This window comes from Notoacmeibacter sp. MSK16QG-6 (genome assembly GCF_024158145.1).
Taxonomy (GTDB): Bacteria; Pseudomonadota; Alphaproteobacteria; order Rhizobiales; family Rhizobiaceae; genus Notoacmeibacter.
The window spans coordinates 23,460-49,063 of record NZ_JAMYXM010000009.1; the positions used below are offsets into that span (position 1 = coordinate 23,460).

General features: G+C 56.5%; 29 protein-coding genes. 18 read left to right on the forward strand and 11 right to left on the reverse strand.

Annotated features, from left to right (window positions below):
• Positions 1 to 2: 2 nt before the first annotated feature.
• Together purE and NIM86_RS16830 are read right to left on the reverse strand one after the other, a co-directional pair.
• Complete coding sequence (gene purE, locus NIM86_RS16825; RefSeq protein ID WP_253383854.1) at positions 3 to 503, reverse strand: 5-(carboxyamino)imidazole ribonucleotide mutase; 501 nt, start codon at positions 501 to 503, stop codon at positions 3 to 5.
• Positions 496 to 1,827 carry a hypothetical protein gene (locus NIM86_RS16830; RefSeq protein WP_253383856.1) on the reverse strand — a complete coding sequence of 444 codons (1,332 nt, stop codon included), beginning with the start codon at positions 1,825 to 1,827 and terminating at the stop codon, positions 496 to 498. Before NIM86_RS16830 ends, purE begins: the two co-directional genes overlap by 8 nt.
• A 246-nt stretch (positions 1,828 to 2,073) precedes the next feature.
• Between NIM86_RS16830 and NIM86_RS17310 the strand changes: the two genes are divergently transcribed.
• The gene (locus tag NIM86_RS17310; RefSeq protein ID WP_371872943.1) at positions 2,074 to 2,817 is read left to right on the forward strand and encodes a LuxR family transcriptional regulator; all 744 of its coding nucleotides are present in this window, start codon (positions 2,074 to 2,076) and stop codon (positions 2,815 to 2,817) included.
• Between the two features lie 134 nt (positions 2,818 to 2,951).
• Positions 2,952 to 3,563, forward strand: a complete 612-nt coding sequence (locus NIM86_RS16835; RefSeq protein ID WP_253383857.1) for an acyl-homoserine-lactone synthase — start codon at positions 2,952 to 2,954, stop codon at positions 3,561 to 3,563.
• A gap of 13 nt (positions 3,564 to 3,576) precedes the next feature.
• Here the strand turns inward: NIM86_RS16835 and NIM86_RS16840 are convergent, their stop codons facing one another.
• Entirely contained in the window at positions 3,577 to 4,257 is a 681-nt protein-coding gene (locus tag NIM86_RS16840; protein ID WP_253383858.1) for a recombinase family protein, read from the reverse strand.
• 188 nt (positions 4,258 to 4,445) lie between these two features.
• On the opposite strand from NIM86_RS16840, the gene NIM86_RS16845 reads away from it, so the two are divergent.
• The gene (locus tag NIM86_RS16845) at positions 4,446 to 4,772 is read left to right on the forward strand and encodes a transcriptional repressor TraM (RefSeq protein WP_253383859.1); all 327 of its coding nucleotides are present in this window, start codon (positions 4,446 to 4,448) and stop codon (positions 4,770 to 4,772) included.
• Between the two features lie 51 nt (positions 4,773 to 4,823).
• Here the strand turns inward: NIM86_RS16845 and NIM86_RS16850 are convergent, their stop codons facing one another.
• Positions 4,824 to 5,102 (reverse strand): DNA -binding domain-containing protein, encoded by a 279-nt coding sequence (locus tag NIM86_RS16850; RefSeq protein WP_253383860.1) that lies wholly within the window; start codon positions 5,100 to 5,102, stop codon positions 4,824 to 4,826.
• Positions 5,103 to 5,548: 446 nt separating this feature from the next.
• On the opposite strand from NIM86_RS16850, the gene NIM86_RS16855 reads away from it, so the two are divergent.
• On the forward strand, positions 5,549 to 5,893 hold the full coding sequence (locus NIM86_RS16855) for a hypothetical protein (protein ID WP_253383861.1): 345 nt from the start codon (positions 5,549 to 5,551) through the stop codon (positions 5,891 to 5,893).
• Positions 5,894 to 5,929: 36 nt separating this feature from the next.
• On the opposite strand, the gene NIM86_RS16860 is transcribed toward NIM86_RS16855, so the two are convergent.
• From NIM86_RS16860 to NIM86_RS16885, 6 genes are read right to left on the reverse strand one after another with little or no spacing between them, the layout of a single operon-like run.
• A complete protein-coding gene (locus tag NIM86_RS16860) occupies positions 5,930 to 6,349 on the reverse strand; it encodes a hypothetical protein (protein WP_253383862.1) in 420 nt (139 codons plus the stop codon).
• Positions 6,350 to 6,355: 6 nt separating this feature from the next.
• Positions 6,356 to 6,838, reverse strand: a complete 483-nt coding sequence (locus tag NIM86_RS16865; RefSeq protein WP_253383864.1) for a hypothetical protein — start codon at positions 6,836 to 6,838, stop codon at positions 6,356 to 6,358.
• A complete protein-coding gene (locus NIM86_RS16870) occupies positions 6,835 to 7,248 on the reverse strand; it encodes a hypothetical protein (protein ID WP_253383866.1) in 414 nt (137 codons plus the stop codon). The genes NIM86_RS16865 and NIM86_RS16870 overlap by 4 nt, the downstream gene beginning before the upstream one ends.
• The gene (locus tag NIM86_RS16875; protein WP_253383867.1) at positions 7,249 to 7,932 is read right to left on the reverse strand and encodes a thermonuclease family protein; all 684 of its coding nucleotides are present in this window, start codon (positions 7,930 to 7,932) and stop codon (positions 7,249 to 7,251) included.
• Complete coding sequence (locus NIM86_RS16880; RefSeq protein WP_253383869.1) at positions 7,929 to 8,471, reverse strand: thermonuclease family protein; 543 nt, start codon at positions 8,469 to 8,471, stop codon at positions 7,929 to 7,931. The genes NIM86_RS16875 and NIM86_RS16880 overlap by 4 nt, the downstream gene beginning before the upstream one ends.
• The gene (locus NIM86_RS16885) at positions 8,468 to 9,025 is read right to left on the reverse strand and encodes a hypothetical protein (RefSeq protein WP_253383894.1); all 558 of its coding nucleotides are present in this window, start codon (positions 9,023 to 9,025) and stop codon (positions 8,468 to 8,470) included. The genes NIM86_RS16880 and NIM86_RS16885 overlap by 4 nt, the downstream gene beginning before the upstream one ends.
• Positions 9,026 to 9,375: 350 nt before the next feature.
• Between NIM86_RS16885 and NIM86_RS16890 the strand changes: the two genes are divergently transcribed.
• Genes NIM86_RS16890 through NIM86_RS16950 form a run of 13 tightly spaced genes read left to right on the forward strand, consistent with a single transcriptional unit; the run spans position 9,376 to position 22,275 of the window.
• Positions 9,376 to 10,182, forward strand: coding sequence for a transglycosylase SLT domain-containing protein (locus tag NIM86_RS16890; protein ID WP_253383871.1), 807 nt, complete (start codon positions 9,376 to 9,378; stop codon positions 10,180 to 10,182).
• 38 nt (positions 10,183 to 10,220) lie between these two features.
• On the forward strand, positions 10,221 to 10,556 hold the full coding sequence (locus tag NIM86_RS16895; protein WP_256478562.1) for a TrbC/VirB2 family protein: 336 nt from the start codon (positions 10,221 to 10,223) through the stop codon (positions 10,554 to 10,556).
• Between the two features lie 3 nt (positions 10,557 to 10,559).
• On the forward strand, positions 10,560 to 10,859 hold the full coding sequence (locus NIM86_RS16900) for a type IV secretion system protein VirB3 (protein WP_253383872.1): 300 nt from the start codon (positions 10,560 to 10,562) through the stop codon (positions 10,857 to 10,859).
• Position 10,860: 1 nt separating this feature from the next.
• Positions 10,861 to 13,278, forward strand: a complete 2,418-nt coding sequence (locus NIM86_RS16905; protein WP_253383873.1) for a VirB4 family type IV secretion/conjugal transfer ATPase — start codon at positions 10,861 to 10,863, stop codon at positions 13,276 to 13,278.
• Between the two features lie 38 nt (positions 13,279 to 13,316).
• Positions 13,317 to 14,357 carry a lytic transglycosylase domain-containing protein gene (locus NIM86_RS16910; RefSeq protein WP_253383896.1) on the forward strand — a complete coding sequence of 347 codons (1,041 nt, stop codon included), beginning with the start codon at positions 13,317 to 13,319 and terminating at the stop codon, positions 14,355 to 14,357.
• A 9-nt stretch (positions 14,358 to 14,366) separates the two neighbouring features.
• A complete protein-coding gene (locus NIM86_RS16915) occupies positions 14,367 to 15,068 on the forward strand; it encodes a type IV secretion system protein (RefSeq protein WP_253383874.1) in 702 nt (233 codons plus the stop codon).
• On the forward strand, positions 15,058 to 15,306 hold the full coding sequence (locus tag NIM86_RS16920) for a hypothetical protein (protein WP_253383875.1): 249 nt from the start codon (positions 15,058 to 15,060) through the stop codon (positions 15,304 to 15,306). The genes NIM86_RS16915 and NIM86_RS16920 overlap by 11 nt, the downstream gene beginning before the upstream one ends.
• Entirely contained in the window at positions 15,291 to 16,307 is a 1,017-nt protein-coding gene (locus tag NIM86_RS16925; protein ID WP_253383876.1) for a type IV secretion system protein, read from the forward strand. Before NIM86_RS16920 ends, NIM86_RS16925 begins: the two co-directional genes overlap by 16 nt.
• A gap of 49 nt (positions 16,308 to 16,356) precedes the next feature.
• Complete coding sequence (locus tag NIM86_RS16930) at positions 16,357 to 17,052, forward strand: virB8 family protein (RefSeq protein ID WP_253383877.1); 696 nt, start codon at positions 16,357 to 16,359, stop codon at positions 17,050 to 17,052.
• The gene (gene virB9, locus NIM86_RS16935; RefSeq protein ID WP_253383878.1) at positions 17,052 to 17,861 is read left to right on the forward strand and encodes a P-type conjugative transfer protein VirB9; all 810 of its coding nucleotides are present in this window, start codon (positions 17,052 to 17,054) and stop codon (positions 17,859 to 17,861) included. The genes NIM86_RS16930 and virB9 overlap by 1 nt, the downstream gene beginning before the upstream one ends.
• The gene (virB10, locus tag NIM86_RS16940) at positions 17,861 to 19,123 is read left to right on the forward strand and encodes a type IV secretion system protein VirB10 (protein WP_253383880.1); all 1,263 of its coding nucleotides are present in this window, start codon (positions 17,861 to 17,863) and stop codon (positions 19,121 to 19,123) included. Before virB9 ends, virB10 begins: the two co-directional genes overlap by 1 nt.
• A complete protein-coding gene (gene virB11, locus NIM86_RS16945; protein ID WP_253383881.1) occupies positions 19,116 to 20,132 on the forward strand; it encodes a P-type DNA transfer ATPase VirB11 in 1,017 nt (338 codons plus the stop codon). Before virB10 ends, virB11 begins: the two co-directional genes overlap by 8 nt.
• Positions 20,125 to 22,275, forward strand: a complete 2,151-nt coding sequence (locus NIM86_RS16950; protein ID WP_253383882.1) for a type IV secretory system conjugative DNA transfer family protein — start codon at positions 20,125 to 20,127, stop codon at positions 22,273 to 22,275. The genes virB11 and NIM86_RS16950 overlap by 8 nt, the downstream gene beginning before the upstream one ends.
• A gap of 212 nt (positions 22,276 to 22,487) precedes the next feature.
• Here NIM86_RS16950 and NIM86_RS16955 read toward each other — a convergent pair whose 3' ends face one another.
• On the reverse strand, positions 22,488 to 23,339 hold the full coding sequence (locus NIM86_RS16955) for a hypothetical protein (RefSeq protein ID WP_253383883.1): 852 nt from the start codon (positions 23,337 to 23,339) through the stop codon (positions 22,488 to 22,490).
• A gap of 1,399 nt (positions 23,340 to 24,738) precedes the next feature.
• On the opposite strand from NIM86_RS16955, the gene NIM86_RS16960 reads away from it, so the two are divergent.
• The gene (locus NIM86_RS16960; protein ID WP_253383884.1) at positions 24,739 to 25,593 is read left to right on the forward strand and encodes a hypothetical protein; all 855 of its coding nucleotides are present in this window, start codon (positions 24,739 to 24,741) and stop codon (positions 25,591 to 25,593) included.
• The last annotated feature ends 11 nt before the right edge of the window (positions 25,594 to 25,604 follow it).

Sequence of the window (25,604 nt, forward strand, 5' to 3'; positions counted from 1 at the left end):
AACTATTCGGCCGCCATTGCTGTCTTTGGCACTTTCGGAATACTCAGAGACTGCTGTTGTCGATGTTGAACCAATTTATCCGAAATCGCCTTATCATTAACAGCCACGATCTGGAGGGCGAGCAGGGCAGCGTTCTTCGCGCCAGCGACTCCGATACTCACCGTTGCGACAGGCACACCAGCGGGCATCTGCACTGTCGAAAGTAGGCTATCCAGTCCTTGAAGATGGCTCGATATCGGAATGCCGATGACGGGGACTATTGTCCGAGCCGCAAGCGCGCCTGCTAAATGAGCCGCGCCTCCTGCGCCGGCTATGACCACATAAAACTCATCATTTGATAGACGTGTGGTCAGATGGTCGAGCCGATCCGGCGTTCGATGGGCTGATATTATTGCCGTCTCATACCTAACGCCGAAGTCATCGAGCATGCCGGCCGTATGCGCCATAGTTGGCCAGTCCGATTGGCTGCCCATCGCCACTAATATGGATCTGTCTTTACGCATATGCTGGTTCCTTCCGCGCCTCGTTGCGCCGGATTTTGCTGTCATCGACCGGATACCGCGAAGTAAAACACCCGGTACAAAGTCGCGAAAAATCGAGTGCAAGGTGCAGGCCCGAGACACTCAAAAATTCCAATGAATCAAGGTTAAAGCGGGCCGAGAGAGTCTCTGCCGGTTCTTCAGTGACGGCCAGGTCAGCTTTGTTGGGAATATCAATTCCGAAGAAACATGGGTATCGAAATTTCGGTGCAGCGATCCGGGCATGGACTGCTTTCACGCCCAGACGCCTTAGTTCACCCTCAAGGAACCGTAAGGTCGCACCTCGGACAACGCTGTCATCGACGAGACACACATTCCGCCCAGCAAGAGCGTCTTCATCAAAACAGTATTTACAAGCTATCTTGGAACTTCGACTGGCTTCATTCGCGATAAATGTGCGTGCAGAGAGAGGATTCCGTCGGATTGCGTCGTTGATCGGTAGACCGAGCTCTTTGGCAAAACCTTCGGCCGCGTCGCGGCCTGAGTCCGGCACAGGGACGATAATGTCAGCGTTGACGGGCTTTTCCCGTGCCAGTTGAGCGCCCAGTCGATTTCGCCAAGACCATACGGGAACGCCGCCCAGTTTCCCCTCTCTGGAGTGGAAATAGATATGTTCGAATGCGCAAAATCCAATTTTGGATTGACCGAACGATCGAAATTCTGGTGGTCGTGCCGGATCAAGTGACGCCCAATGACCAGCCGGAATTTCCGCAATGTCGCTACAACCAACGACCTCCAGCGCCGTTGTCTCAGAACTCACAACAATTGCACCGGGAAGGCGGCCAACAAACAGCGGTCGCAAGCCATGCGGATCTCTTGCGGCCAAAAGCTGGCCATTTAGCCAACAGACGATTGAAAAAGCGCCATCATGAGAGCGAAGCAGCGCCTCAAATGCCTGATCGTCACGCCGCAATCGACACTTGCACAAATCGTGAAAAAAAAGTTCGGAATCTGAGTGATCTTGCCGAACTGGAATGAGGAATTGACCATTATGGGCAAGGACCGGATCCGAGTTCCGTCCCACGAAAGGCTGAACACTTCCAACGGTACTGTCACCGGTTGTCCCATACCGCCAATGGGCTATGAGGACACCTTCCTCCTCGCCCACGGTACTAGGGATCCCAATTTTCGACGCAGGATCCGACTCACGGTGATGAATGCTGCGCCCTTTTGCTGTCAGCCAGCAATACCCGAAACCAACCGAGCCGCGATGTGATAGTCGATTGATCGCGTCTTCGATTTTGCTCCCGGCAGTTGTCACGCCGTAATATGCGAAAATCCCGCACACCCAAGAACCTCCTCGGTGGGCCGTCCACCATCACGATAATCAGCCTCATCCCGATGGTGGATCTAAGCGGAGAGCAAATCACTACGGAAGAAACCCCGTATTGGTGGCTTGCAACCTCGGCAGTTCAGTCGCCCTTGCAACGACTGGCATTGTGAACAATACCCTAGGTTGATGTCATACTTTCGCAAACTAAATCCGCCAATTTGACAGACCGAACAGTATCGCAGAATGGAGCACGCGGTAGCGATGAAACATTTGCGCACGCAACACATTCCAGAATTCTTCTTAGAACGTGTCAGTGTCACAGAGTGTTGTAGTAAAGATCGATTGCTGGGTCTTCTGCACGACGTTTGTGACTGCTACCATTTAGGCGACATTACCTACTACGGATGTACCAGGCGAGCCAACGGCGATGCGTCTCAGTGTCTTTTGACCACCTATTGCCCCGAATGGGTCTCCCATTACTTTCAAAATGGCTATGAATCCATCGATCCTCTACTGACATTCGGGCCGAATTCGCTTCACCCCATTCAATGGTCATCGGTCGATTTGAATAGATCAACGTCCGAATTTTTTTCGGCATCAAGGGATTTCGGCATTGGCTCGAAAGGGATCACAATTTCCGTAAGGGGGCTTAGGCAGGAATCTGCCTTAGTATCCTATAGCAAGGAATGTAGCGACATCGAATGGAAATCGTACTGCAACGACCTAATTTCCGACTTATATTATCTTTCATCGTTGATTCATGAACAGGCGGTATTGTTACAATCATCCGAAATCGGTTTGGCTGGTATCCGACTGTCGACTCGCGAGACCGAAACTCTGTCATGGGCCGCAAGGGGTAAAACAGCGTGGGAAACAGCTCAGATATTAGGACTATCAGAGAAAACTGTCCAGTTTTACCTTTCAAATGCCTGCACTAAGCTCGGAACAACAACAAAAACTCATGCTGTTGCGACGGCCATATCCGAGCATATGATCAAGCTTTAAACACGGGGCACCAGAGTGCAAACCTCAGCCGTCCCCCATCAATAGCGCCGTCAATACCGCAGTTCCTCCAATGGCAGTTCAGGCGTCCCTGCCGACATTATTGGCCGCAGCCAGATGCTGGAGCAGCGGTCGACATGTTGATAGTTACCCGCCAAACAAATAATTCAAAATTTCGTGACATCTTCGACCAGATGTATGCATTACGCGCGAGACAATTTTCGCAAAGGCGTGGATGGAATGTCCACGTCGTCAATGGGTTGGAAAAGGACAGATTTGACGAATTGCGCCCCATTTATATCATGGTGGTGAGCGGTGATAAACGATTGCTGGCTTCGCTTCGACTACTTTCAACGACTGAGCCGCATATGTTGTCCGACGTATTCCCCGAGGTTATGGGAAATATGCCACTCGTGCGAGATCCAATGATATGGGAAAGCTCTCGCTTTTGTGTTGACACTACTCTTGCAAGAGATTTCGCTACTGATGGCATCAATATCGTAACGCGCACGTTATTATCAGGCTTATTTACTACGGCCTTGAGTCATGGTTTTTCAAATATCATCTCTGTTTATGATATTTATCTGGAAAAAATTCTTCGCAGATCGGGTTGCATTTTCGAAAGATTGGGGCCGGTCGTAACATATGATGATCTCAAAACCGTTGCCGGTATTTTCGAGGTCTCCCCGCAAGTTATTGAGAATCTCAACGACCATGACAGCCGCATCAAATCCCTGAGGGCTGCATAAATACTTTCTTTCCTCATAGATGCCGAGAGCGACGGACTCTCTTACTACGGTCGGACGTTAGATGTTCAGATTGATTCGGTGATTCCATCACTTTCGCCCCTTCTTCTTTTAGCGAGCCGTCGCCGTTGAGATAGCTGTAGAGGGTCGCCGTCGAAATGTTGAGATGATCGGCCACGCCTTGTGCGGTTTCGTTCGGAAGCCGAAGCAGCGCCTGCGCCGCCTCGATCGTCTTGCGGCTCATCTTCCGGGGCCGCCCTCCTTTTCGGCCCCTTGCTCGGGCGGCTGCAAGACCGGCCTTCGTCCGTTCCGCAATCAACTCGCGCTCGTACTCGGCCAAGACCGCGAAGACACCGAAAAAGAGTCGGCCGTTGTGGGTCGTCGTGTCGATCGACGCGCCATAGCCGGCGAGAACCCGAAAGCCTATGTCGCGCTCGCGCAGATCGTCGACGGTGTTGATCAGGTGCTTCAGATCACGGCCAAGGCGATCCAGTTTCCAGATGACAAGTGTGTTCCCTGGCTGGAGCGCGCGAAGACATTCCTGCAGACCGGGTCGAGCATCCTTTCGTCCGGACGCACGGTCCTCGTAAATCCGACTTGCGTCGACGCCGGCGGCGATGAGGGCATCACGCTGAAGATCGAGAGACTGCGAACCATCCGCTTTGGAGACGCGGGCATATCCGATCAGAACTGACATTCGCTCAAAAACTTTGCATCGACAGGGTATTCTGAGCGTAGATTATTGGAACGGGTTTTCAAGCGCTTTTCCGAGTACCCACAAGATGGGAGCGCCACTCTCCAGAAAACGGTCGTTTTCTGAGCAGTGACCGTCGAAATGTCTAAATGATCAGCCTATGCTTGCGCCAACGACAAAAGGATCATTCGATGTCGAAGGAAATCAAACTGCGAAACGCTTCATCACCCCGTCTCTCTATCGAACGGATTCTGTCGAACCTGACGCCCACTGAGCTTGAACAACTCGCGATCGCTGTCATCCGAAACCAAAGAGAGCGTCTTGAGGCCGCTCAGACTTTGTACGATCGTCTCGACGCTTCGCGGAAGGGTGCTCATCAGGATGCGGCAGATGAGCTAGTAAAGCATGAGTACACGCTCGCCATGCTAATGATGACCACGCATCATCAAGTTACATCGGCCGTTATCGATAAATTAGGATATGTACCGACCATCTCTGGGGGTGAAACTGCTCACTGAGACTGGCTTCGACGGGCGGGTTAGACTGACGTTCCCAACCGATCCGACTTCTCATTGAAGCGCATCGCGCTCGCCTGTGAGAATCATCCGATAGCCGGTCTCGCTCATCCACTTCGCGCGCCTCAGATGATCTTGCCAGCAATGGTGCGTCTGTTCCGGATGAGTTGACGGATCCCGGCCAAGAACGATGCGCGCTACCTCGCGCCAGTCAGCGCCCTCAGACTCGGCGTCGAGGAGTCGTATATAGATCGCAAAATGCGCTTCATCATAGGGCGTGATCCGGTCCGACCACGGCACTTCGTCAGCGACGGACTGGGACTGTTTGGTCATTTTTCGCCCTCGTTTCGTAACCCCGAATTAAGCCTGCGCAGAGTGAGCCAAATTTATCTCCACAGTGAGGCAAATTGGTCGCTCGTTGAACGTAATCTCGCCTCAACTCGACCTAATGTTGACCGGGCAGGAATAGAATCCAACCTGTTGGAGTTCACGTAACACATTTAAATCTCGAATAATTCCAAAGTAACGAGAGGGGGAGACGGCGCCGCCTTCTCCCCCGCAAGCCGAAAAATCGGTGTCCCCATCCTTCGCCCGTGGCGATGCCACGGGCTGCAGGACGCAGTCGAAGACTGCGCCCTTTGGGTGGGTGATCCCCCTCCGACTTTTCGGCATGCCCCCCTCTTCCGCTCTCACCGACGAGGTCTCGGGAGCAGGAGCGGGGCTCCTGCCCCTTCGGGACAGCAGGCAGGAGGCCGCAAGTGTGAGCGCGGAGGCTGCAAATGGACGAGGACATTGTTGAGTATGGGGACATCGGTGTGGACAGAGCGATAGCGGAACACAGCGACGCTGTGGTTGAGCTGCACGCGGCGGCCGTCAGGCTGGTGAAGGAGACCGGCGCGAACGGGCTCGATCCGCAAGCGGTTGGCGTTTCCATGATCGGGGATGTGCTCGATCATAGTCGGGATGAAGCGAAGGCCTGGGCGCGCTTATTGGCGATGAAGCCGGCATCCCACGAAGACAACCAAAAGAGGCTGACCTACATCGCGGGGTTCTTGATTTCGACGCATAGCCGTTTGAGGGACGCCGAACTCGAAACCCTGATCACCAACATTTTTGGGGCGTGAGAGGAGACTGGAGCGTCCGGCCTCCTGCTCAATGGCTCAGTAGAGGATGGCGGCCCAGTTGCCCTCACCATTTTTGGCGAAGCCGACCAGGCGGTTCTTTGGTTCCGTCTGTTGCGGCGTATAGCGGATTGACGTCATGCATGTGACGCCGGGTCCGTTGGCATCCTCGCCACACTGACCAAGGGCAATGGTCGCATCTGGTTTGGCGTCGGCGTTGTAGGCGAGAGGCGATTTTCTCAGGGCCTCGTTCACAGCGATCTGGGCTTCTTCGGCTGTCGGAATTATCAGTGACGCCGCCTGGCAAAGTGATGGATCGGCTTCCACCACCGCATGCAGGTCCGTATCCTGGGTCGATGTGAGATCGGCTGACGGCTGAACCATGACGACATAGGTGGTGAGGGAGCCGGCGGCGATGCCAATGGCGGCCGCGGCGACAAGTGGAAGAGCGTTGGGCATATCTTGCTACTTGTTGAGGTTAAACCAATGCCGGCTCGATGCACCGGCCTCTGTGTCGCGGATGTCGAAATAGTACGGCTTCGATCGCACCGGTCGCGGTTGGTACTCGTAGGGCTGGCAGTCATAGCCCTCGCCACGCCCTGAACAGTTGGTCTTCCTGCGCCGGCAAAACGACTTGTCGTTTCCTCGGTCCAAACCCGGATCCGCCGTTTCTTCCCATCCGGTCGGGCAGTCGTCATATCGTTGATAGCCGGGCGAACCCGTGCCCGCCTCCGGACAGGTCGGCCAAGAAAATCCCGGATTTTTCATCGCTGCGATGAGCTTGTACATTGGCGGATGACAGGCTCCGATGGTCTGCCATCCGGCTGGGTTTGAAGCACAGAGCAGCACCTCACATCCCCACTCACTGGCGTGAACAGGCGAGGGTGAACTGAACGCTATGGTGCCGACAAGACCGGCACAGGCGATAATGATCGATCTGACTTTCATTTTGGCATCCTCTGATCGGCATATTGAAAGTGCGAAGCGGCGGGTGCCGGCGGCCTTCCGCCGGCTGATTTGGAATTGCCCGGCAAGAGGGAAGCAGCGAAAACGAACGTGGCGATGAAGCCGAAGAGACTGAACCACAGGATGCCGTAGCGAAGGACCAGGACATCGGCGCGGATCTGCCGGCACAGGATCACGTAGACGACGTTCGCGGCCGCGAGAGCCTCGATCGCAAGACTGCGCTCCGGGAAGCGCCAGATTTCCAGACTGATCAACAAAGCCGCCGGTAGAGAGTGAATCCACCAAAGACGGACGCTCGGCAGAAGGAGCGCGAAGGCGATCGTCGTCGCCACGAGAAGGCTGACGGCCGTTTCGGTGAGCACGGTCGATCCGAGCGATGTGAAGTCCGGCAATTATCGGTCGGTCCTCTTCGGCTTATTCCGAGCGTCGACGAATGGCGGCGAAATCTCGCTTTCGCGCTCGGTTAGTAGGTTGAAGTCGGCGATTGGCTGACGGTTGAGAGTCTTGTCGACGGCCTTGCGTCGCCACTCGTTCATATCCAGCACGTAGGTTGCCCACATGCCGTATCGCGCCGCCATCGCATATCGCTGGTAGGCGAAGTAGTTCGGATAGGCGGGAGAAGGCGATACGACCCGTGCCCAGCCGACCCGGAGCATCTCAAGCCCCAGGTCGTAGCCGCGTGTCGAACAATAGGCCAGGACAACACCGTCTGCGTCATAAGCAACGCCGGTGCATTTGACCGGATGGGAACCGATCGCGCGTTTGAGCCAAGCCTTGGCAAGGGGGCCGCACGGTACGGGGGGTGGCGAATGGACCTTGTCGCGCTCAACCCAGTGCGGATCGAGCGCCCATTGGGGAAGTTCGCAGGCATCGATGTCCATCAACCTGACCTTGGCGCCGTATTGCGGATACCAGAGCGTCCGGCCATCGATGACGGCCACTCGCCCCGAATAGGACGGGAGGGGCGACGCCGACGTGACGATCAATGCCGATGGTGGGCCGGACAAAATGGGATCGGCTGCGAAGGCCGGGAGGCACGGGAGCAGGCTGACGGCTGCAAGAGCAAGGCGATTCATTGGGAGTCTTTCGACGCTCTGGACGCCGCGTTGCGGCTCAATAGGATCGAGGGATGCTGCACGTCCTTGAATTGCCAAAGCCCCGCTGACTTCTTGCGAGCTTCCTGTTCGGCCACCGCATAGCCGGCGTTGTAGGGAAGGCCTTCGGCGTTGAGAGCGGCAAAGGCGTAGCCGCTTGTGATCAGCAGTGTGCCGAGATCCAGCCGCTGACCGTCGATGGTCGCGTAGCACATGACGAAGGTGACGTCCGTCGTTGTCGCGACGGCAGCGCAGATCGGCGATGTGTCTTTGATATAGGCGGCGAGCACAGCCATGGAGGCATCGCCACAATCACGGACATTTCCGCTCTTGTCGGTATAGGGCGTGCCCCTGATGCACGATTGAACCCCATAAAGACGATAGCGCTCACCGTCATCGCTCCAGGTATCACCGGTCTGGAGCGTGATGCCCGGCTCAAGGTCGAAATAGCCGGCGGGAGCGGCTTCGGCGACCGCTCCCGCCATCAGGCCCGCCACGATTGTCGGGACAAATCGCTTCATTGGCCTTTATGGCGTGGGTCCGCCCACATGCCATATCCTTTTTGACCAATGGTTTCGGCTTCGGATAAATCCTCTCGTAGTGGTTTTCCGTCCGAACCCTTGGCAACGCGCAGAGCGCCGAGCGAGACGAGCTGCTCTTCCAACATGTCGACGGAGTCCAGACTACCGGGATAGTGGTAATAGCCGTAACAGGTGGCATCCTGGCTCTTTGCCGACTCTTCACTGACGAAGGCGCGGCAAAACAAGACCTTTGCCGATTTCAGCATGATCTGAAGTTGGTCTTGCGCAAACTGAGCGCATGTACCGGAGAAATCTTCCGACCGGACCGTCAACTCGCCATCACACGGCTCCAGACCGTAGAGATGGACGGATGTTTCGCCATCAACCTGAAAATCCGTAGGTGAAATCGCACGATACCCCTCGCGCGAAGCAAAACCTTTGCGGTTCGTGACTTCCCCTTCATTGTCGTAATACTCGATGACCAGGACCGTTTTGCCCGGCGCTGCGAGCGATTTCACATAGTCTTTGTCGATAGTTGGGGCAGCCACCGCCATGCCCCCTACCAACGCACCGACACATGCCAGTCCGAATATTTTGCGCATTGTTCTAGCCCTTTACCAATCTGGTTCACCGCTCGATCCATGGAAAGTTGCATATTAGGGGTTTTAAGGTCACCAAAAAAGCGGTATTCAATGACCCATTATGGCTACATTTGCGAAGCAAGAGTAGACCGTTTTCAGCAAAATCTCAACCGCACGAAAGAGGGGTCATCGTGCAAAGGGTCGGAGAAATCAGGCGATACTCAGTCCCAGCGGCGCTGCTTCTGACGCTCACGGTGGCAGCCGGCATTTTGCCAGCCAGGTCGGAAGAGGCTACCGCTTCAAGCGCGGAAAACACTGGATTTGTGACAAATCTGCCTCAGACAGAGGGCAGTCTGTCGACAACTGTTTCCGCTGAACGCTGGCAACGCGATGAAGAAGACTACGTCCTCGATGACGATGGGAAGGTCCGCTTGCCGAGCGTAGCTCCGCCGACGGCGGACCAAATCCAACCGCATAGCCAAAACGGTAATATTGCGGTAAACATTTCCGCACCGAATATGGATAGCGATGTTACCGATATTGTTCATATCGATATTCATCGTGATGACCATAACGGATCGCTATCGGCGAGTGAGGGGGCTGCCAATCCTGAATGCGGCCCTTCGCCGCTATCCCCTGAACAGATCAAGCAACTCGTCATCGAGACGGCAAACCGGCGGGGTGTGGACCCTCTGTTCGCCACCGCCATTGCCTGGGCGGAAAGCGATTTCGACAGGCTGCGCAATTCCAACAAAGGCGCGCGCGGCCCGATGCAGCTCATCCCGTCAACGGCCGAACGATTTGGCGTTTCGGATGTCTGCGACCCGGCGGCGAATATCGAAGGTGGCGTGGCATATTTGCGGGTCCTCCTGGACGAGTTCACCAACCCGCTGCTGGTGGCGGCCGCCTACAACGCCGGCGAACACCGCATCTACGAATATGGTGGCATCCCGCCGTTCAAGGAGACGGTGAGCTATCTGGCAAAAGTCCTGAATTACCAGCTCGGACTGCCGGCAAAACCCGGCAGACGGGATGGAAAAGGCATGACCCCAACCAAGGAAAAGCCGATCGCTGGGGTCCTGTCGGTGGAAAAGCCCGGCGTCTTCGTCGGCGGAGTGATGAAGTTCTAAAGGAGACGGAAATGCTGAAAGCCTATGTGAGCCTTCAGATGCTGAAATCACCGCCAGGAGAGCGGAGCTTTGCTCGAACGGTTCTCTTCGTGGTGATGGTTCTGGCGGCCTTTCAGGTCGTAGGAGCGGACACCGCTTACGCGCAATCGTCGGGAGCATTCGGGCCGCTGCAAACGGCGGTGCAGATGATCGTCGACTTCATAACCGGCCCGTTCGGAAGACTTCTGGCGATCATCGCCGTAATCGGCCTCGGATTCCTGGCCTTCGCGGGACGTCTGTCCTGGTTCACAGCCGGAGCCGTCGTCATCGGCATCGGGTTGGTATTTGGTGCGCCGACGATTGTCGACGAGCTGATCTCGGCCGTGGGAGAATGACCCTTGGCGGAGTTCAGCGACGATAGGCCCGTCCTCACGCCGTTGGTGATCGGACTGACCCGATCACCAACGCTATGGGGTGTGCCCTACATGGCCGTCGTGTTGATCGTCGGTGTGACGATCATTGGCTGGCTTGCGACCAATACCCTTTGGGCGCTGCTGATCGCTCCGGTGGCCTATGTGGTGCTGTTTTCGCTTTGTGCGTGGGACAGCCGCATTCTCGACGTGCTCCAGACTGTCTCGCGAAAAACGCCGCGCACCCGAAACAAGGTGTTTTGGGGCGCCAATTCCTACGGTCCCTGACATGTTGAAACTGGTCCGAGAAGAGTTGGGATTTGGAAAACAGGCCGGCAACGAGCGGCCGATGGCAACGCATATGCCGTTTTTGCGCCATGCCGCCAATTCCGTGATCAATCTCGAAAGCGGCGCGCTGATGTCCGTCATCAAGCTCGACGGCCTCTTCTTCCAGACCGAGGACCAAGCCGAGCTTAATATGCGCTCGTCCGTCCAGAACACAATGATCCGCGCGCTTGGATCGAGCCGGTTTTCGTTGTGGTCAACCATCGTCCGACGCCAAGTCGAGCCGGAGTTGGATGGCAGCTTCGACGATCCGTTCTGCGGCTATTTGAACCAGCACTACATGGCGCAACTGCGCGCAAAGCGCATGTTCGCAAACGAGTTGTACCTGACAATCCTCCGCTCCGACATGCGTGGCGCACTCGGCGCGACCGATACGGCGCGCCGCTGGTTTGACCGGACTGGTGGACGAAGCATCCAGGATCAAAAGCAGACGGAAGCGGTCACCGAGCTGGAGGAACTGACCGGAAACCTTTGCAAGGATCTCGCCAAATACGGCGCACGGTCGCTCGGCATCGTCTATCGCGACGGCGAGCCCTATTCCGAACCTTGCGAATTTCTCAACATGATTTTGACGTGCGGCGTGCCGCGTCAAATGCGACTTCCACGCATGGGAATCCGCAACTATGTCGGCACATCCAGGCTACACTTTTCCAAGAGAACAATGCAGGCCCAGGGGCCGGTCGCCGATGACGACCGCTTCGGCGCAATTCTGTCGATCAAGGAATATCCGCCGTTCACGGGGCCGGGTATGCTCGACGGCCTGTTGCAGGTCAACCACGAATTCATTCTGACCCAATCCTTCACAATCGCCGACAAGCCGATTGCCCAGGAGAGGATCAGCCGTCTGCAGCGGCAGATCAAGGCTTCGGACGAGGCCGGCAGCGCCGTCGAAGAAGACATCGACTTCGCGCTGAATAGCCTGGTCAATCAGGAGGCCGTGTTCGGCTTCCATCACTTCACATTGCTGGCGTTGTCGCGGACCCTCGACGGCATTCCGCGCGCCGTTTCGGAATTGGGCGCCTGCCTGACCGACATGAACATCAACTGGCTGCGCGAGGATCTGAATCTCGAAGCCGCCTTTTGGGCACAGCTTCCCGGCAACCACAGCTACATCGCCCGCCGGGCGATGCTCTCCAGCTCCAATTTCTCCGGCCTGTCGTCGATGCACAACTTCGCGACCGGCCAGAACGACCGTCTGCATTGGGGTTTGCCGATCACAATCCTCGAAACGACGTCTCAAACGCCTTACTGGTTCAACTTCCATCAGCGCGACATTGGCCATTTCCTGGTCACCGGCCCCACCGGATCGGGCAAGACCGTCGCGTTGACATTTCTGCTCGCTCAGGCGTTCAGAGTCTCACCACGCCCCAAAGCAGTCTTTTTCGACAAGGATCGAGGCGCGGAGATTTTCATCAGGGCGATCGGGGGCGTCTATGAGGTCCTGACGCCGGGCACGAGAACCGGGTTTAATCCGCTCCAGTTGGAAAACACGGCCGAAAATCGGTCATTCCTGCTGCGTCTTCTCAAAGCCATGCTCAGCGCCGGCATGGTGTCGCCCGACTTCTCGCAGGAAGAGGAAGACACGCTCGAACGCGCTCTTGCCCGGCTGATGAATGAGCCGACCCGGCAGCGCACCCTGGCGAATTTCCTGAGTCTTCTCAAAGGCGGCGCACGCGCTTCAGCCAACGATTTGCATTCGCGCCTTTTGCCCTGGGTAGAAGGCGAAAAGGCATGGCTCTTCAATTCCGAATTCGATGTTCTGACCTTTTCCGATGTCCATGCCATCGGCTTCGACATGACAAACATCCTTAGTGATGCGGAAGTGCGCACACCGGCGCTGATGTATCTCTATCATCGCCTCGACGAGCTGCTGACCGGCGACCCGGTGATGTTCTTCATGGACGAGGGCTGGCAGCTTCTATCCGATCCGACTTTCTCGAACTTCATCGTCGACAAGATGAAGACGATCCGAAAGCTGAATGGGATCGTCGGGTTCGGCACGCAGTCGGCGGCCGACATCGCTCGCGCCTCGGTCTCGCACACGCTCATCGAGCAATCGTCGACCAACATCCACTTTCCCAATCCGCGGGCGGATGAGGAAAGCTACATCAAACGGTTCGGCCTGACGGTCAAAGAGTACGAATTCATCAGGAACACGCCGCCGGAAAAGCGGACCTTTCTGATCAAGCACGGCAACGATTCGGTCATTGCACGGCTCGATCTCTCCAACATGCCTGACGTCGTGAAAGTCCTCTCAGGTCGCAAGGAGACCGTCGAGGAATGCGCCGCGCTGCGCGACCAATATGGCGACGATCCCGAGGCATGGCTTGGGAAATTCTGCGGCTGGGAGACAGCGTTATGAAGACCATCCGGCACATTCTCTTCTGCCTTCCCTTGGTCATGATGAGCGCTCCGGTTTGGGCGCAGATACCTGTCATCGACGACGCCGTTCTGGAGGAACGGCAAAAGCGCGATCAAACCACGACCGACATCGAGGACGTCAACAAGAAGCAGTATGTCGCTTCGAAAAGCGTCACCTGCTCGATGTACAAGCCCGGCAGGAAGGACGACCCGGTTGCTGCTGTCGAAGCCAATCCCGAAATCGCAGGGCTAATCAAACGGGTGGCGCGCGAAGAAGGCGTCAACGAAACCCAGTTCATGGCGCTCGTCTACCAGGAAAGTCGCTTTAATCCCTGCGCAAAGTCGCCTGCCGGCGCCATGGGGCTCTCGCAGCTCATGCCTGCGACAGCCAAAGAACTGGGTGTCGATCCCAACAATATCGAAGACAATTTGCGAGGCGGAGCCCGCTACTACAAGCAGCAGCTCCGTCGCTTTGACGGTGACGTCAACAAGGCGCTCGCCGCGTACAATGCCGGCGCCGGCAACGTCAACAAGTACGGTGGCATACCGCCGTTCAAAGAGACGCAAGGCTACGTCCGAAACATCACGAAGAAGTGGATACCCATGCTCGGCGGGTCGGATCAGTCGGCTCTGCCCATGGACTTCGGCGGCGGGACGTCAAACTTCGCATCGGCTCGCGAATCCACCCTCAACGCGAAAGCGGCCAACCAAGCGATCGGCGAGAGCACGGCTAACGTGCAGTCCTGGTATCAGCAGCTCGGCGAAGTGGAGTCTCCGACGATACAGGATAGCTGGGATCTCAACTCGGCTGCCCGGAACTCCAATCTGGAAATGTTCAACCAGGTCATCATGCTCGGCACGACCCTGGCCGATCTGATCAACAGCCGCAACGCCATGACGCTCGGCGAAGAGTCCGGCACATCACGATCGACGACCTACCGCGACGACGACGACGAAAATCGCGAGACCACGGGCCTGTGCGACGGCCGTGAGGATCTCGAATGGGACGAAGAAGAAGAGGCCTGCGTCGAAAAGCGACCAGATCCTGAAAACGTCGAACTGCTCTTAGAAGCACAATAGGAGACAGCCATGAAACGCATTCTGACAATCTTGGCCCTGGGCAGTGTTGCAACGGCCGCTCATGCACAAATCCCCGTCATTGATTCGACCAACTACGCCGTTGCCCAAAAGACGGCGCAGACAACCGATGAAATTCTGTCGACCAACAAGGAGGTCCTGGAGACGGTCAACGAGACGCTCAAGGCCGTCACGGGCGATCGCGGCAGCGTCTCCAACCCGCTTCAAAGCGTTGCGCTCGGAAGTGGTTTCAATGTGTCGTCGGTTCCATCCTTCGACAGCCTGCTTTCTGGCGGCGTGCCAAATTTTGGCAATCTGAGCGGCGACATAGCTGAAGTGGCGACCACCTTCATCAATGGCCTGAAGCTCGTCAAAAGCCTCTCGGGAAGCGACAACAGCTCTCATGCCGGCGATCAGTCCTATCAGGAATTGCTCAACACGGTGCTCGGCGTCTCCGCCCTGATCACCGGTTCGCAGCAGGCCGTCCAATCGAGGCAGCAGTCACTTGAGCAGGCCGCTTCGCAGATCGGCTCGGCCGAGGACATCAAAGGTAGCATAGATCAGAACACACAGCTTCAGGTCCAGGCCGGGCTTACCATCAATGAGCTGATCGGTGTCATGAACGGCGCTGTCGCATCGATGCAGGCCGAAAACCAACGTCGGTTGACGGACATATCGAACACCAAAAAGGCCCTGACCTACAATGCCGACTAAACCACTCATGGTGGCCTTCGGATCGGTCCTGTTCGTCATCACGCTTGCTGGTTGCGCATCCTTGCCAAAGGAGAAGTCCGCACCCTGCAAGCGACCGGCCAACGCGTCCGCCTATGCGGATGATCCGCGCCATGACTGTGGGCCCATGCAGGCGGTGAACGGCGATGAAGCTGCGGCCATGGCGGCATTGGAGGAAATGAGGTCGGCTGACCGGGACGACACATGGAAGACTTTCTAGGCGATCTGCTCGACCGGATTGAAAACTCCGGCGCGAATTTTTCCGAACAGGCTTATGCGGTGGTGGGAGACGAGGTCCTCCCTCTGCTGCAAATCCTGTTCATCGCCTATCTCGCCTATTACGGCTTCCAACTCCTCATGGGTACGGCCCGCGTCAGTGTCGGAGACGTCGTCTCGCGTATGGTGCGGATGATTGTCATCCTGATCCTGGTCAGCTCGTGGGGAAACTTCAACACGCTGTTCTACGACTGGATCAACGACGTCCCCGAAGACGTCGGGCGGGCGATCCTCACCGCGACAGGAACCGGCATCACCGAACCAACCAATGGCCTGTCGATGATCTGGAACACGGCGAATGAAGCCGCGTCGGCATTTTCGGAACAAGCCGGTTATTTTTCCGTCCTCCCGGCCATTGTTGCCGGGCTTATCATGGTAGCGACCGGCATATTCATCGCGATTGGTCTGGCGGTGCTCGTCCTGGCGAAGGTCATGCTTTGGGTTCTGATCGGCACCGCGCCGATTTTCATTGCCTGCATGCTGTTCGACGTCACCAGACGCTTCGGTGTCGGATGGCTGAATCAGTGCATTCTCTACGCATTGATCCCCCTATTCGTCTATGTCGTTGCTGCCTTTCTGATCAGCGCCATGGATCCGGAACTGACGCAGATCCAGGCCAAGACGCAGGCGCGCGAACTCCAGCTCAGCGATTTCGCTGCGTTCTTGCTGCTCTGTGCGGCTGGAGCCTTTGTGCTCATCCAGGTCCAGGTCCTCGCACAAGGCATTGTTGGTGGCATCGCCTCCGGCCTTGGCAGTGCGGCGAGAATGGCCGTGGGATGGGGCGTCGCGAAGTCCGTTTTTGCCGGACGGAGGGCCGCCGGCGAAATCGGCAATGCCGGGGTCGCCGCAAATCGACGCATCCATGAGGGCATGAGGCAGAACATCCGAACTGCCAACGCCGAGGCGATGCAAAACAGGATCAGTGCAAACAGCATGCCGACCTAAGGAGGGATCGGACCTGCATCACTGTACATGCGTATAAGGGCTAGAACTGATGGCAAAGACAAACAGCGATGAAGGACTCCGATCCTACTTCCAAGATGGCGTTAGATGGGAAGCCGAGATCGTCCGCAAGGCAAAGCGCTCTCGTGCGCTGGCTTGGTTCGTCACGACGATTTTCGGACTGGTGACGCTCATGAGCCTGGCCGCTCTGGTCATGCTCGTGCCGCTGAAGAGCTTCGAACCGTACATCATCGAGGTCGACAAGACGACAGGCTATATCGAAGTCAAATCGGGATTGACCCGGCAGACCCGCCTCACCGACCAGGAAGCGGTCACTCAGGCGAATGTGGTCCGCTACATCCGCTCGCGAGAGGGATACGATCCTTATCGCATCGAGGAGAATTTCGGACTGGCGGCCCTTCTGTCAACCGGTGCGGCCGCACGCGAGCTGCAGCAGCTCTACAGCAGCTCCAATCCCAACAATCCGGCGCGCAAGCTCGGAAAGGACACAAAGGTCACCGTCGACATCAAGTCTGTTTCGTTTCCGAACGGGAGCACCGCGCTTGTGCGGTTTTCGACCGAGGAAGTCAGAGCCACCGAGGCCACGACGCGGCATTACATTTCCGTCGTCCGCTTCCGCTACACCGACACCCCCGCCAGCAATGAATGGCGCTTTGAAAATCCCTTGGGATTTCAGGTCTACGACTACCGTCGTGACCAAGAGTCGGTCACGTCGGGAGGATCGTGATGCTGAGGCATGTGCTGACATGCGCGGCGATCGTCGCGGTGCTGACGACTCACGGCCAAGCAGCTCAGACGCCGCGACCGGGCAGCCTCGATTCGCGCGTCACGAGCGTCACCTACCAGGCCAATAACGTGGTGCGGGTCTATGCGACCTACGGCATCTCGACGATGATCATTTTCGACGAAACCGAAAAGTTTCAGACGATCTCGCTCGGCGATACCGACAGTTGGCAGGTGGTTCCGGCCGACAAGGGCAATATCCTCTTCGTCAAGCCGATCGCGCGCGATGTTCCCACCAACATGAATATCGTGACGGACAAGCGCATCTACTATCTCGAGCTTTACGACAATTCGCCCGCTGCCAACAAGAAGACCTTCGGAATCCGCTTCATTTATCCGGAGAACAACCTCAACGAGGCGTTGCGGAAAGAGGCGGAGTACCGCGCCGAGTATCCGAATATGTCGCAGATCGACAAGGACAATGTGAACATCGACTATTCGTTTTCAGGAAGCTCGTCACTGAAGCCGACGATGGTCTTCGACGACGGGGTCAAAACCTATTTCAAGTTCAACAGCCGAACGCCGGCGATCTTCCGGGTCCAGTCCGATTTCTCCGAGACATTGGTCAACTTTCGCAAGGAAGGCGACTATCTCGTCGTCGATGGCGTGGCGACGCAGTTCACATTGCGAGACGGCAATAACTGGACATGCATCTTCAACCTCAGGAAGCCCGATTTCGGCGCCCCCGATCCTGACATCATGGCTCCGGTTCCCGATCAAGCTGCAAAGAAGCGCAGAAGGAGCGGCAACTGATGGAACGCACGCCAGAACTCGAAGCCATGCGGGCAAGCGACGACGCTCCCATCCGTGACAGCGGAGCGAGACGCAACCAGGTCCTCGGCGGCGCCGCACTGCTCCTCCTCGGTCTGCTCGCCGCCTATTTCGTTCTCACCACTGGCGAAGAAGCCCCTCAAAACATCACGGATGGCGATGAAACGTTTCGCACGACAACGTATCGACCGCCGTCCTATGTCCGCGACAAGGACGAGCCGGTCGAAGAACCGCCCGATGACGACATCGTCCAGCTCCCGCCACCGCCTGCGCCGCCTCCGGTCGCGGAACCCCAGCCAGACACAACGGAGTTCAACCCACCTCCCCCACCTCCCGTTCAGGTGCCGGCGGTCGTAGAACCACCGGTGCCGGAACCGACCATCGTCATGGTCGAGCCGGAGCCAGCCCAGGTTGACGTTTTTCCGTCCCGCTACGCATCGAAACTGGTTGTTCTGGATAGTTCTGGAAGTGACGACAGTCTTGCCGGCGCGGCGGGAGCCGATGGCGAAGGTGGACCGACCGTCGCCGGCGAGGACAGCGCCAGCAAGTTCCTGGCGGCTGCGGCCGCCATTGGCGATCGATCCGCTCGAGCGCGCCAGCTCGACAGGATCGATGCTCTGGTTCCTGAGGGCACAATGATTCCGGGGATCCTCGAAACGGCGGTCAATTCCGATCTACCCGGCCAGATGCGGGCCGTCGTGTCGGAGAACGTCTATTCTCTCGATGGGCGTCGAATTCTCATTCCCAAGTCGACGCGTCTGATTGGCGAGTACCAGTCCGAAATCACACGCGGTCAGGAGCGCATTTTCGTTGTCTGGACACGGCTCATCCGGAGCGACGGCGTTTCGGTGCGGCTGAACTCTATCGGCGCCGACAGTCTCGGCCGATCCGGTATCACCGGCCATGTCGATCGCCACTTCAGAGAACGGTTCGGCTCCGCCATCCTGCTTTCCGTGGTCGGCGCCGGCGCCAGCTATCTGACCGGTTATGGCAGCGACAGTGCTTCCTCTTCCGAAGATAGCAGCGAAGCCGAAGAGCTGGCCCGTGAGACAATCGCCGAAACGTTTTCCGACATGGCCAACCAGGCGCTCGGCGAAAGCCTTCGCATCAAGCCGACGATCAGTGTTCCCCAGGGCGAGCGAATCTTCGTCTATGTCCGGCAGGATCTCGACTTTTCGGCGCTTTATGACGATCCGGTCACGGAGGCGTTGAAACAGATCAAAAAGGAGCGGGGCCTTGAATAGTCCCGCTCACGCTCACAGTGCCCATTACTGGCTGGAACGGGCACTTTCGCCGCTGCAAGAGTTCTTGGACGATCCAAAGGTCGTCGAAATCTCGATCAATCGGCCCGGTCTGGTCTTCGTCGAACGACTTGGCGCAGATTTCATGGAGCGTCATCTTATCGAAACGCTTACGGCAAACGAGATTCACAATATCGGCCAGCGCGTCGGCGCCCTCTCCGACCAATACGTCAATCGACAAAATCCTCTTCTCAGCGCGGCCTTACCCGCCGGCGAACGGATTCAGGTGGTCTTGCCTCCGGCGTCGCCCGAAGGCGGGGCTATCTCCATTCGCAAACAGGTCACACAAAGCTTCACATTGGAGGAATATCGCGACAGCGGCTCGCTCGATAAGGTCTCGATCGCCATGGGCGGTCTCAGCGAGACCGATCGCCGTTTGATCGGCCAATTGGAAGCCAACAATATCTATCAGTTCATCGATACGGCCATTCGAGAACGTGTATCGATCCTGATCAGCGGTGGCACATCGTCCGGCAAGACCACATTTCTCAATGCCTGCCTGAAGACGTGCGACGTCAACGAACGAATCATCACGCTCGAAGACACCCGCGAGCTGCAGCCCCCGCATCCAAACACCGTTCACCTGGTCGCTTCGAAAGGCGGCCAGAGTGCCGCTGAAGTCACGCTGCAGGATCTGCTGGAGGCGTCGCTCCGAATGCGGCCGGATCGGCTCTTTGTCGGCGAAATCCGTGGCTCCGAAGCCTTTTCCTTCTTGAGAGCGATCAACACCGGCCACCCCGGTTCAATGACCACGGTGCACGCCGACACGCCCATGGGCGCCTACGAACAGTTGATCATGATGATGCACCAGGCTGGCATGGGTGCCGGCTTCTCGAAAGAGGACCTGCTCTCCTACATCCAGATGGTCATACCGATTGTCATTCAGCTTCGGCGCGATGGCGGCAAGCGCGGTGTGTCCGAGATCTTCTTTGCTCGGAGTGCGCATGACTAGCGGCCTGAAAACCTTCTACCTCTTATTCTGCCTGCTTGTCGCCTTCATGATCTGGACGATGGCGTATGGGGCCGCCCTCGGCTGGTTCTTTGGCGATTGGCGGATTTTTCAGGGGACCATCACCGAGAATCCCTTTCTTCCGGCACAACAGTTCTGGACCTATTCGGACAATGAGAGGCTTCGCACCGTCGCTGGCGGAGCGGTCATCCCTGCCCTGCTGATTACCGGACTGTTGGCCTATGTTGGACTTCGGTCGCCATCCAATCCGCTCGGCGATGCTGCTTTTCAGTCACCCGGAGAAATGGCTCGTCGTAAATGGTTTCAGCGCAAGGGCCATATCTTCGGCCGCGTCGGACGACGCATTCTTCGCGTGCGCGACGAGCGCCATCACCTGGTGATCGGTCCCACCCGGTCAGGCAAGGGCGCGGGCTATGTGATTCCGAACGCCCTCATGCACGAGGGCTCGATGATCGTCACCGATCTCAAGGGCGAGATCTATGCCGCAACAGCAGGACACCGTCAGAAAAAGGGCAGCCGGGTGTTCCTCTTTGCGCCCGGCGCAGATCGGACCCACCGATATAACCCCCTAGACTTCATTCGCGACGAGCGCGGCACGCGAACGACGGACATACAGAACGTCGCCAGCATTCTCGTGCCGGAAAACACCGATTCCGAAAACGCCGTCTGGCAGGCGACGGCTCAACAGGTCATGGCTGGCGCCATCAGCTATATCCTTGAAAGTCCCTTCTACAAGGGCCGCCGCAACCTTGGTGAGGTCAATTCGCTGTTCAACAGTGGTGAGAACCTGCAGGCCCTGATGAAGCGAATCAAGGCCGCCGAACCTGGCCTATCCAAATTCACGGTCGAGAGCTTCAACGCTTATCTCGGCTTGTCGGAACGAGCTGCAGCCTCCGCCCTGCTCGACATCCAAAAAGCGATGCGCCCGTTTAAAAATGAGCGGATCACCGCCGCGACGGCCGTCACCGACATGGACATCCACTCCTTGCAGCGCCGTCCCATCTCAATCTACCTGGCGCCGAACATCACGGACGTCACGCTCGTCACGCCGCTGCTAACCCTATTTGTCCAGCAAGTGATGAGCGTTCTTTTGCTCAATCACGATCCGAAGGCTGTCCCGGTCTACTTCCTTCTCGACGAATTTCGCCAGCTCAAGAGAATGGACGAAATCGTCGGCAAACTCCCCTACGTCGCCGGCTACGGCATCAAGCTTGCCTTCATCGTGCAAGACCTCAAGACGCTCGATGAAATCTACGGCGAAACGACCCGACAGTCCCTACTCGGAAACTGCGCCTATCAGCTCGTCCTAGGCGCCAATGACCAGGTCACGGCAGACTACACGTCGCGAGCCCTTGGCAAGCGCACGATCCGCTATCAATCGGAATCCCGGACGATCGAGCTCTTGGGTCTCAATCGCCGAACACGAGTAGAACAGATCCGGGAACGCGATCTGATGATGCCGCAGGAAGTCCGGCAGATGCCGGAGGACCGTATGGTGCTCCTCATCGAAGGACAGCGGCCGATCTTTGGCCAGAAACTGCAGTTCTTCAAAACCGAACCGTTTCGGTCGGCCGAGGCCTTTTCCCAGCGCCACAAGCCCGAGGTTCCGCCCATCGAATACCTCCCCCCCTTGCCGGTACCGGTAACCACGGACGACTACGGAGTATTCAGTCCCATCGAGCAGGAGCCGAGAAAACCCCCGCCCTCACCGACTCCACCCGACGAACACGATCGGACAACCAACACTGTTTCGGATGAGGAAGACGTAGACAGCGAAGCGACGAATCCCGTCGAAGAACCCGAGCCCTCGGCGCCACGAGACGAACGTTCTGTGAGCCAGTCGGTCATATTACGACGACGGCCTGCAAAACCCGTCCTGTTCGATCCACCGCACCAAAAACCGCGCCGTCCCCGACTCGATGTCGAACAGATGTTGGCTGACACGATTGCTCGCCTCGAACCGGCTGAAGACGCCCTAAGGGCAGTCATCACGACCAAAGAAGGCACTACGGCTGGCGATGGTCCACGCAAGCGAAAAGGCTATATGGAAATCTGGCAGGCCACCGTTCCTGATCCGGAGCTGGATCAGGGAGCCGAACTGCCAGCCACCGGTCTCAACGACTAATACTCACGACGGGAGAACTGAATCCCGCAAGTTGCGAAGGTCGCCTTTACGGACTTTGCTGACTTTCGCGGCGGTGACAATCTGTGTCTGCTCTGGGGTGGTAAGCGGACTAGCGGGTTTTCTGCGAGGTAAGCAGGAAGCAGACATCCGTCGTGCGCGTACACCGCTGACCAATTTGGAGCCGATAACAAACTGGCGGCCTGGGTTCTCGCTTAGTAACGAGCGCGGAATGAGTCGGAGACGGTGAAGTGCTGTATTCGCGGGCCAGCGCGGACCCGGTTCATCAAGTCCCAATACATGGCCCGCGCGAGGGGCTGGGTACAGCTTGGAGGTACGTTATAGGTATACATCTGCGCACCCGAAATGACGCCTGTCGGGCGCCAGGCTCGGCCATACTCGGGCTTCAGGTAGCGATAAATTGCCCACCGCAGATTGTTCAGGTATTCAGCTATCACGCTTGCATGGTAGACGTAGATGTCGTCGAAGAACCAGTCATAGAACGAGTCTACCGCGAGATAAACGTCCTGTTCGGCGACTTCGCGGCCAGCCCGCTCGAACAACTTCTTGATGTAACTGACATTGGTCGCCAGACGGCCCAGATTATGCTTGGAGACGTCGCCGCAGATCTTGAGATAGCGATAGCGCCTCACAACTATATCCATTGCCGAATCGACATTGTGAATGTTGACTTGGGGCGCGGTGAACTCGGCCTCAAGCCATGTCGCAAATGCGTTCGTGTGCAGTTTGAGGTCGGCCACATCACCGCCTAGCTGCGGCACTGCACAGACTTGACGCAAATAATACAGAAAGGTTAGGTCGGATGGCTGGGCATTTGATGGCGCGGCTTTCAATCCGAGCGGTACGGGCTGGCCCTTGAAAGCTGTAAACTGCGAAAGAAAGTCGCCAAGCAGGATGCTAAACAGCATCTGGTGCTGACGCGTCTCGAACATCATCGTCACGTTATCGGTACGATCGTGTTTGCAGAAAATAGCCCAGTTGACCATACCGTCGATCATGTCCCACGCAGAGTTGAGGATGATGCATTCTTGCTCGAGCTCGTTCATTCCGCAGTCACCTAGCGCTGGCCGAGGACTCCGACATTTGTGGATCGGAGGAGGCTTGGGACTTACCTCTCCGCTTTTTTAAGAGAAGTCGAAGAAGTCGGCCAGAACTCGTATGTTGCCAGGTTCAGCTGGGTGGCTCGGGTTTCTCCGAGCGTCTATGGACATTACCTCAACATCCAGCGATCGTAGGCCGTCTACTTCCGCTGTGGTCAGCCCGCTCTGACCGTCACCCCATTGGTTAGGCGCCAGCTGGACGACACGAATGCGTTCTGGAAGGAACTCCTGTATCAAGCCGTCACAAACGTCGACGATACCTGGCATCTTGTTGAAAGGTCGCGGCTGGACTGCGCACGCGAAGTTGATGCGCCAGAAGGACCCCCAAGCCCTGTTAGTCAAGCGGTCCAGCATCTTGTGAAAGTCGAGTTGCGACTGATTTTTCTCATGCGGCGACGATGAGCGAACGGCCAACGCTCTTTCCCTAGATAACGCCCGCAGGCTCACGGGGCCTCTGCCAGGTACAGTGCCACCCAATCGCTGGTCACCGAGCATGTTGCGCATCAGTCGGCTCTTGCCTGCGTTCTGATTTCCGCAAACCAGCAAAATACGCTCAAGATGAGCTCGCTTCCGTTGGGCTTGTTCCACGGCGTTATCCTTTGGTTAGCTTCGGAGTGTCTTACTAGCGTACAAGTATCTACGAAAACAACAGCGGCCTTCGACGTAAAATATTTTACGTCGCGTTGTCGAAGACCGCTAGGCTCTACCCCTAGAACTTAGAGCAAAGTCTTGTATTTCTCTAACTCGCTGGAATGGATTCGAAGCACCGCATTTTTCAGTATCGGTCGTCAGTTGAAAGAGCGCGGACGGCTACTTTTGAGAAAAACGTCGTTGATCTAAACGACCGCCTTCGGGGCCTGCTATGGCATGGCATGCATTGACCCCGAAGGGATGGATGAACTTTACTCTCGGGATTTGAGTGCGGTCGAATTGGGAACCGCCGCCTGGAAGGCCCTGCACGCCCGCAGGCTCAGACGGTTCCGGGCTCATCGCAAACCCGCAGCCAAAGGAGTTATCCTACACCCACCGCGGACGGCCACGGTTCCGCCGCCCACGCGCTGCGCTCGCCCCGCCCCCACGACATCTCCGGTTCGCGATCCCGTTGCTCCGGAAGGCGGCTGGCGGGGATTGTAGGGGAGGTTGGGAAGGGGTGGAAAAGAGGTTTAGTCGGCTTTAGCATCCAGCGTGAGCAATGCGGACGTCACTGACGTGGCGCCATTAGATGATTAGTGTCTCGCAGTTGTAATTGGTCTCGGATCGGCTAGATCGCTTCGCACGAAGCTTCAAAAAGCAACCCTATACTGACGATCTCACGATCGTACGGATGCCTTGCTACTGGGAAGTCATGAAAGCTATCACGTATTCTGCACAGAAGAACACGCTTATGCGAGTAGGGCTTATCACTAGTTGGTCAGCTCTGAGGCGTATTGGCAGCCTGCCTCTAATGCGTGCAGTTATGTTTTCTCCATTGATTGCGTACCTGATTGTTTTTAATGACTACGTTATCGGTTTCTTCGAACAAGTTTCTATAAACATGAAAATTTCAGCCACTGATTCGCTCAGCGTAACAAACGTGTACTTTTTATATTATGGTCTTATCTCAGTTGGTGCAGGGTCTATAATATATGGTTTTTTTTGCCCAAAAAGCGTAGCGCGGTTTAGTGATAGCATGGACTTCGCCAGTTCTGTTCAGTCTCTGCATGCTCATACATTTGTCTTGTCTTATTTCGATGATATTCTGAGAAAATTTACGCAAAGTGATGAACGCGGACATGAAGCTGAAACTATTGATTATCCTGATTTCACGAGGTTGCGCACGTCAGCAATAGTGGTGGAGGTGTACAAGAAATATCTAGAGGGTGATCGTGCTGGACGGTTTGATAATGCAGAAGACGGAGAGAGTGATGGCTTGGACGAATTCCATCAGGAATTTATCACCGGCTCCGGCTATTTCAATGCAGAAGCAATTGCCGAACGGGCCTATCAGGCGCCCAAGGTCATCTGGGCATTCTCTGAACCATATAGAGCAGTTGCGGCCCAAGAATTTGCAGCTGATATAGCATTCACAAAGTACGAGATCGACGATCATTCCCAGCCAAAACTGCGGTTTCTGACGGCGATTCTTTACACCTTAGGGTTTTTCTTACTCTTAATACCCTCGATCAGCACCTTCATCAAACTCACGATTGCTCTTTTTTAAAGCACGGGAGA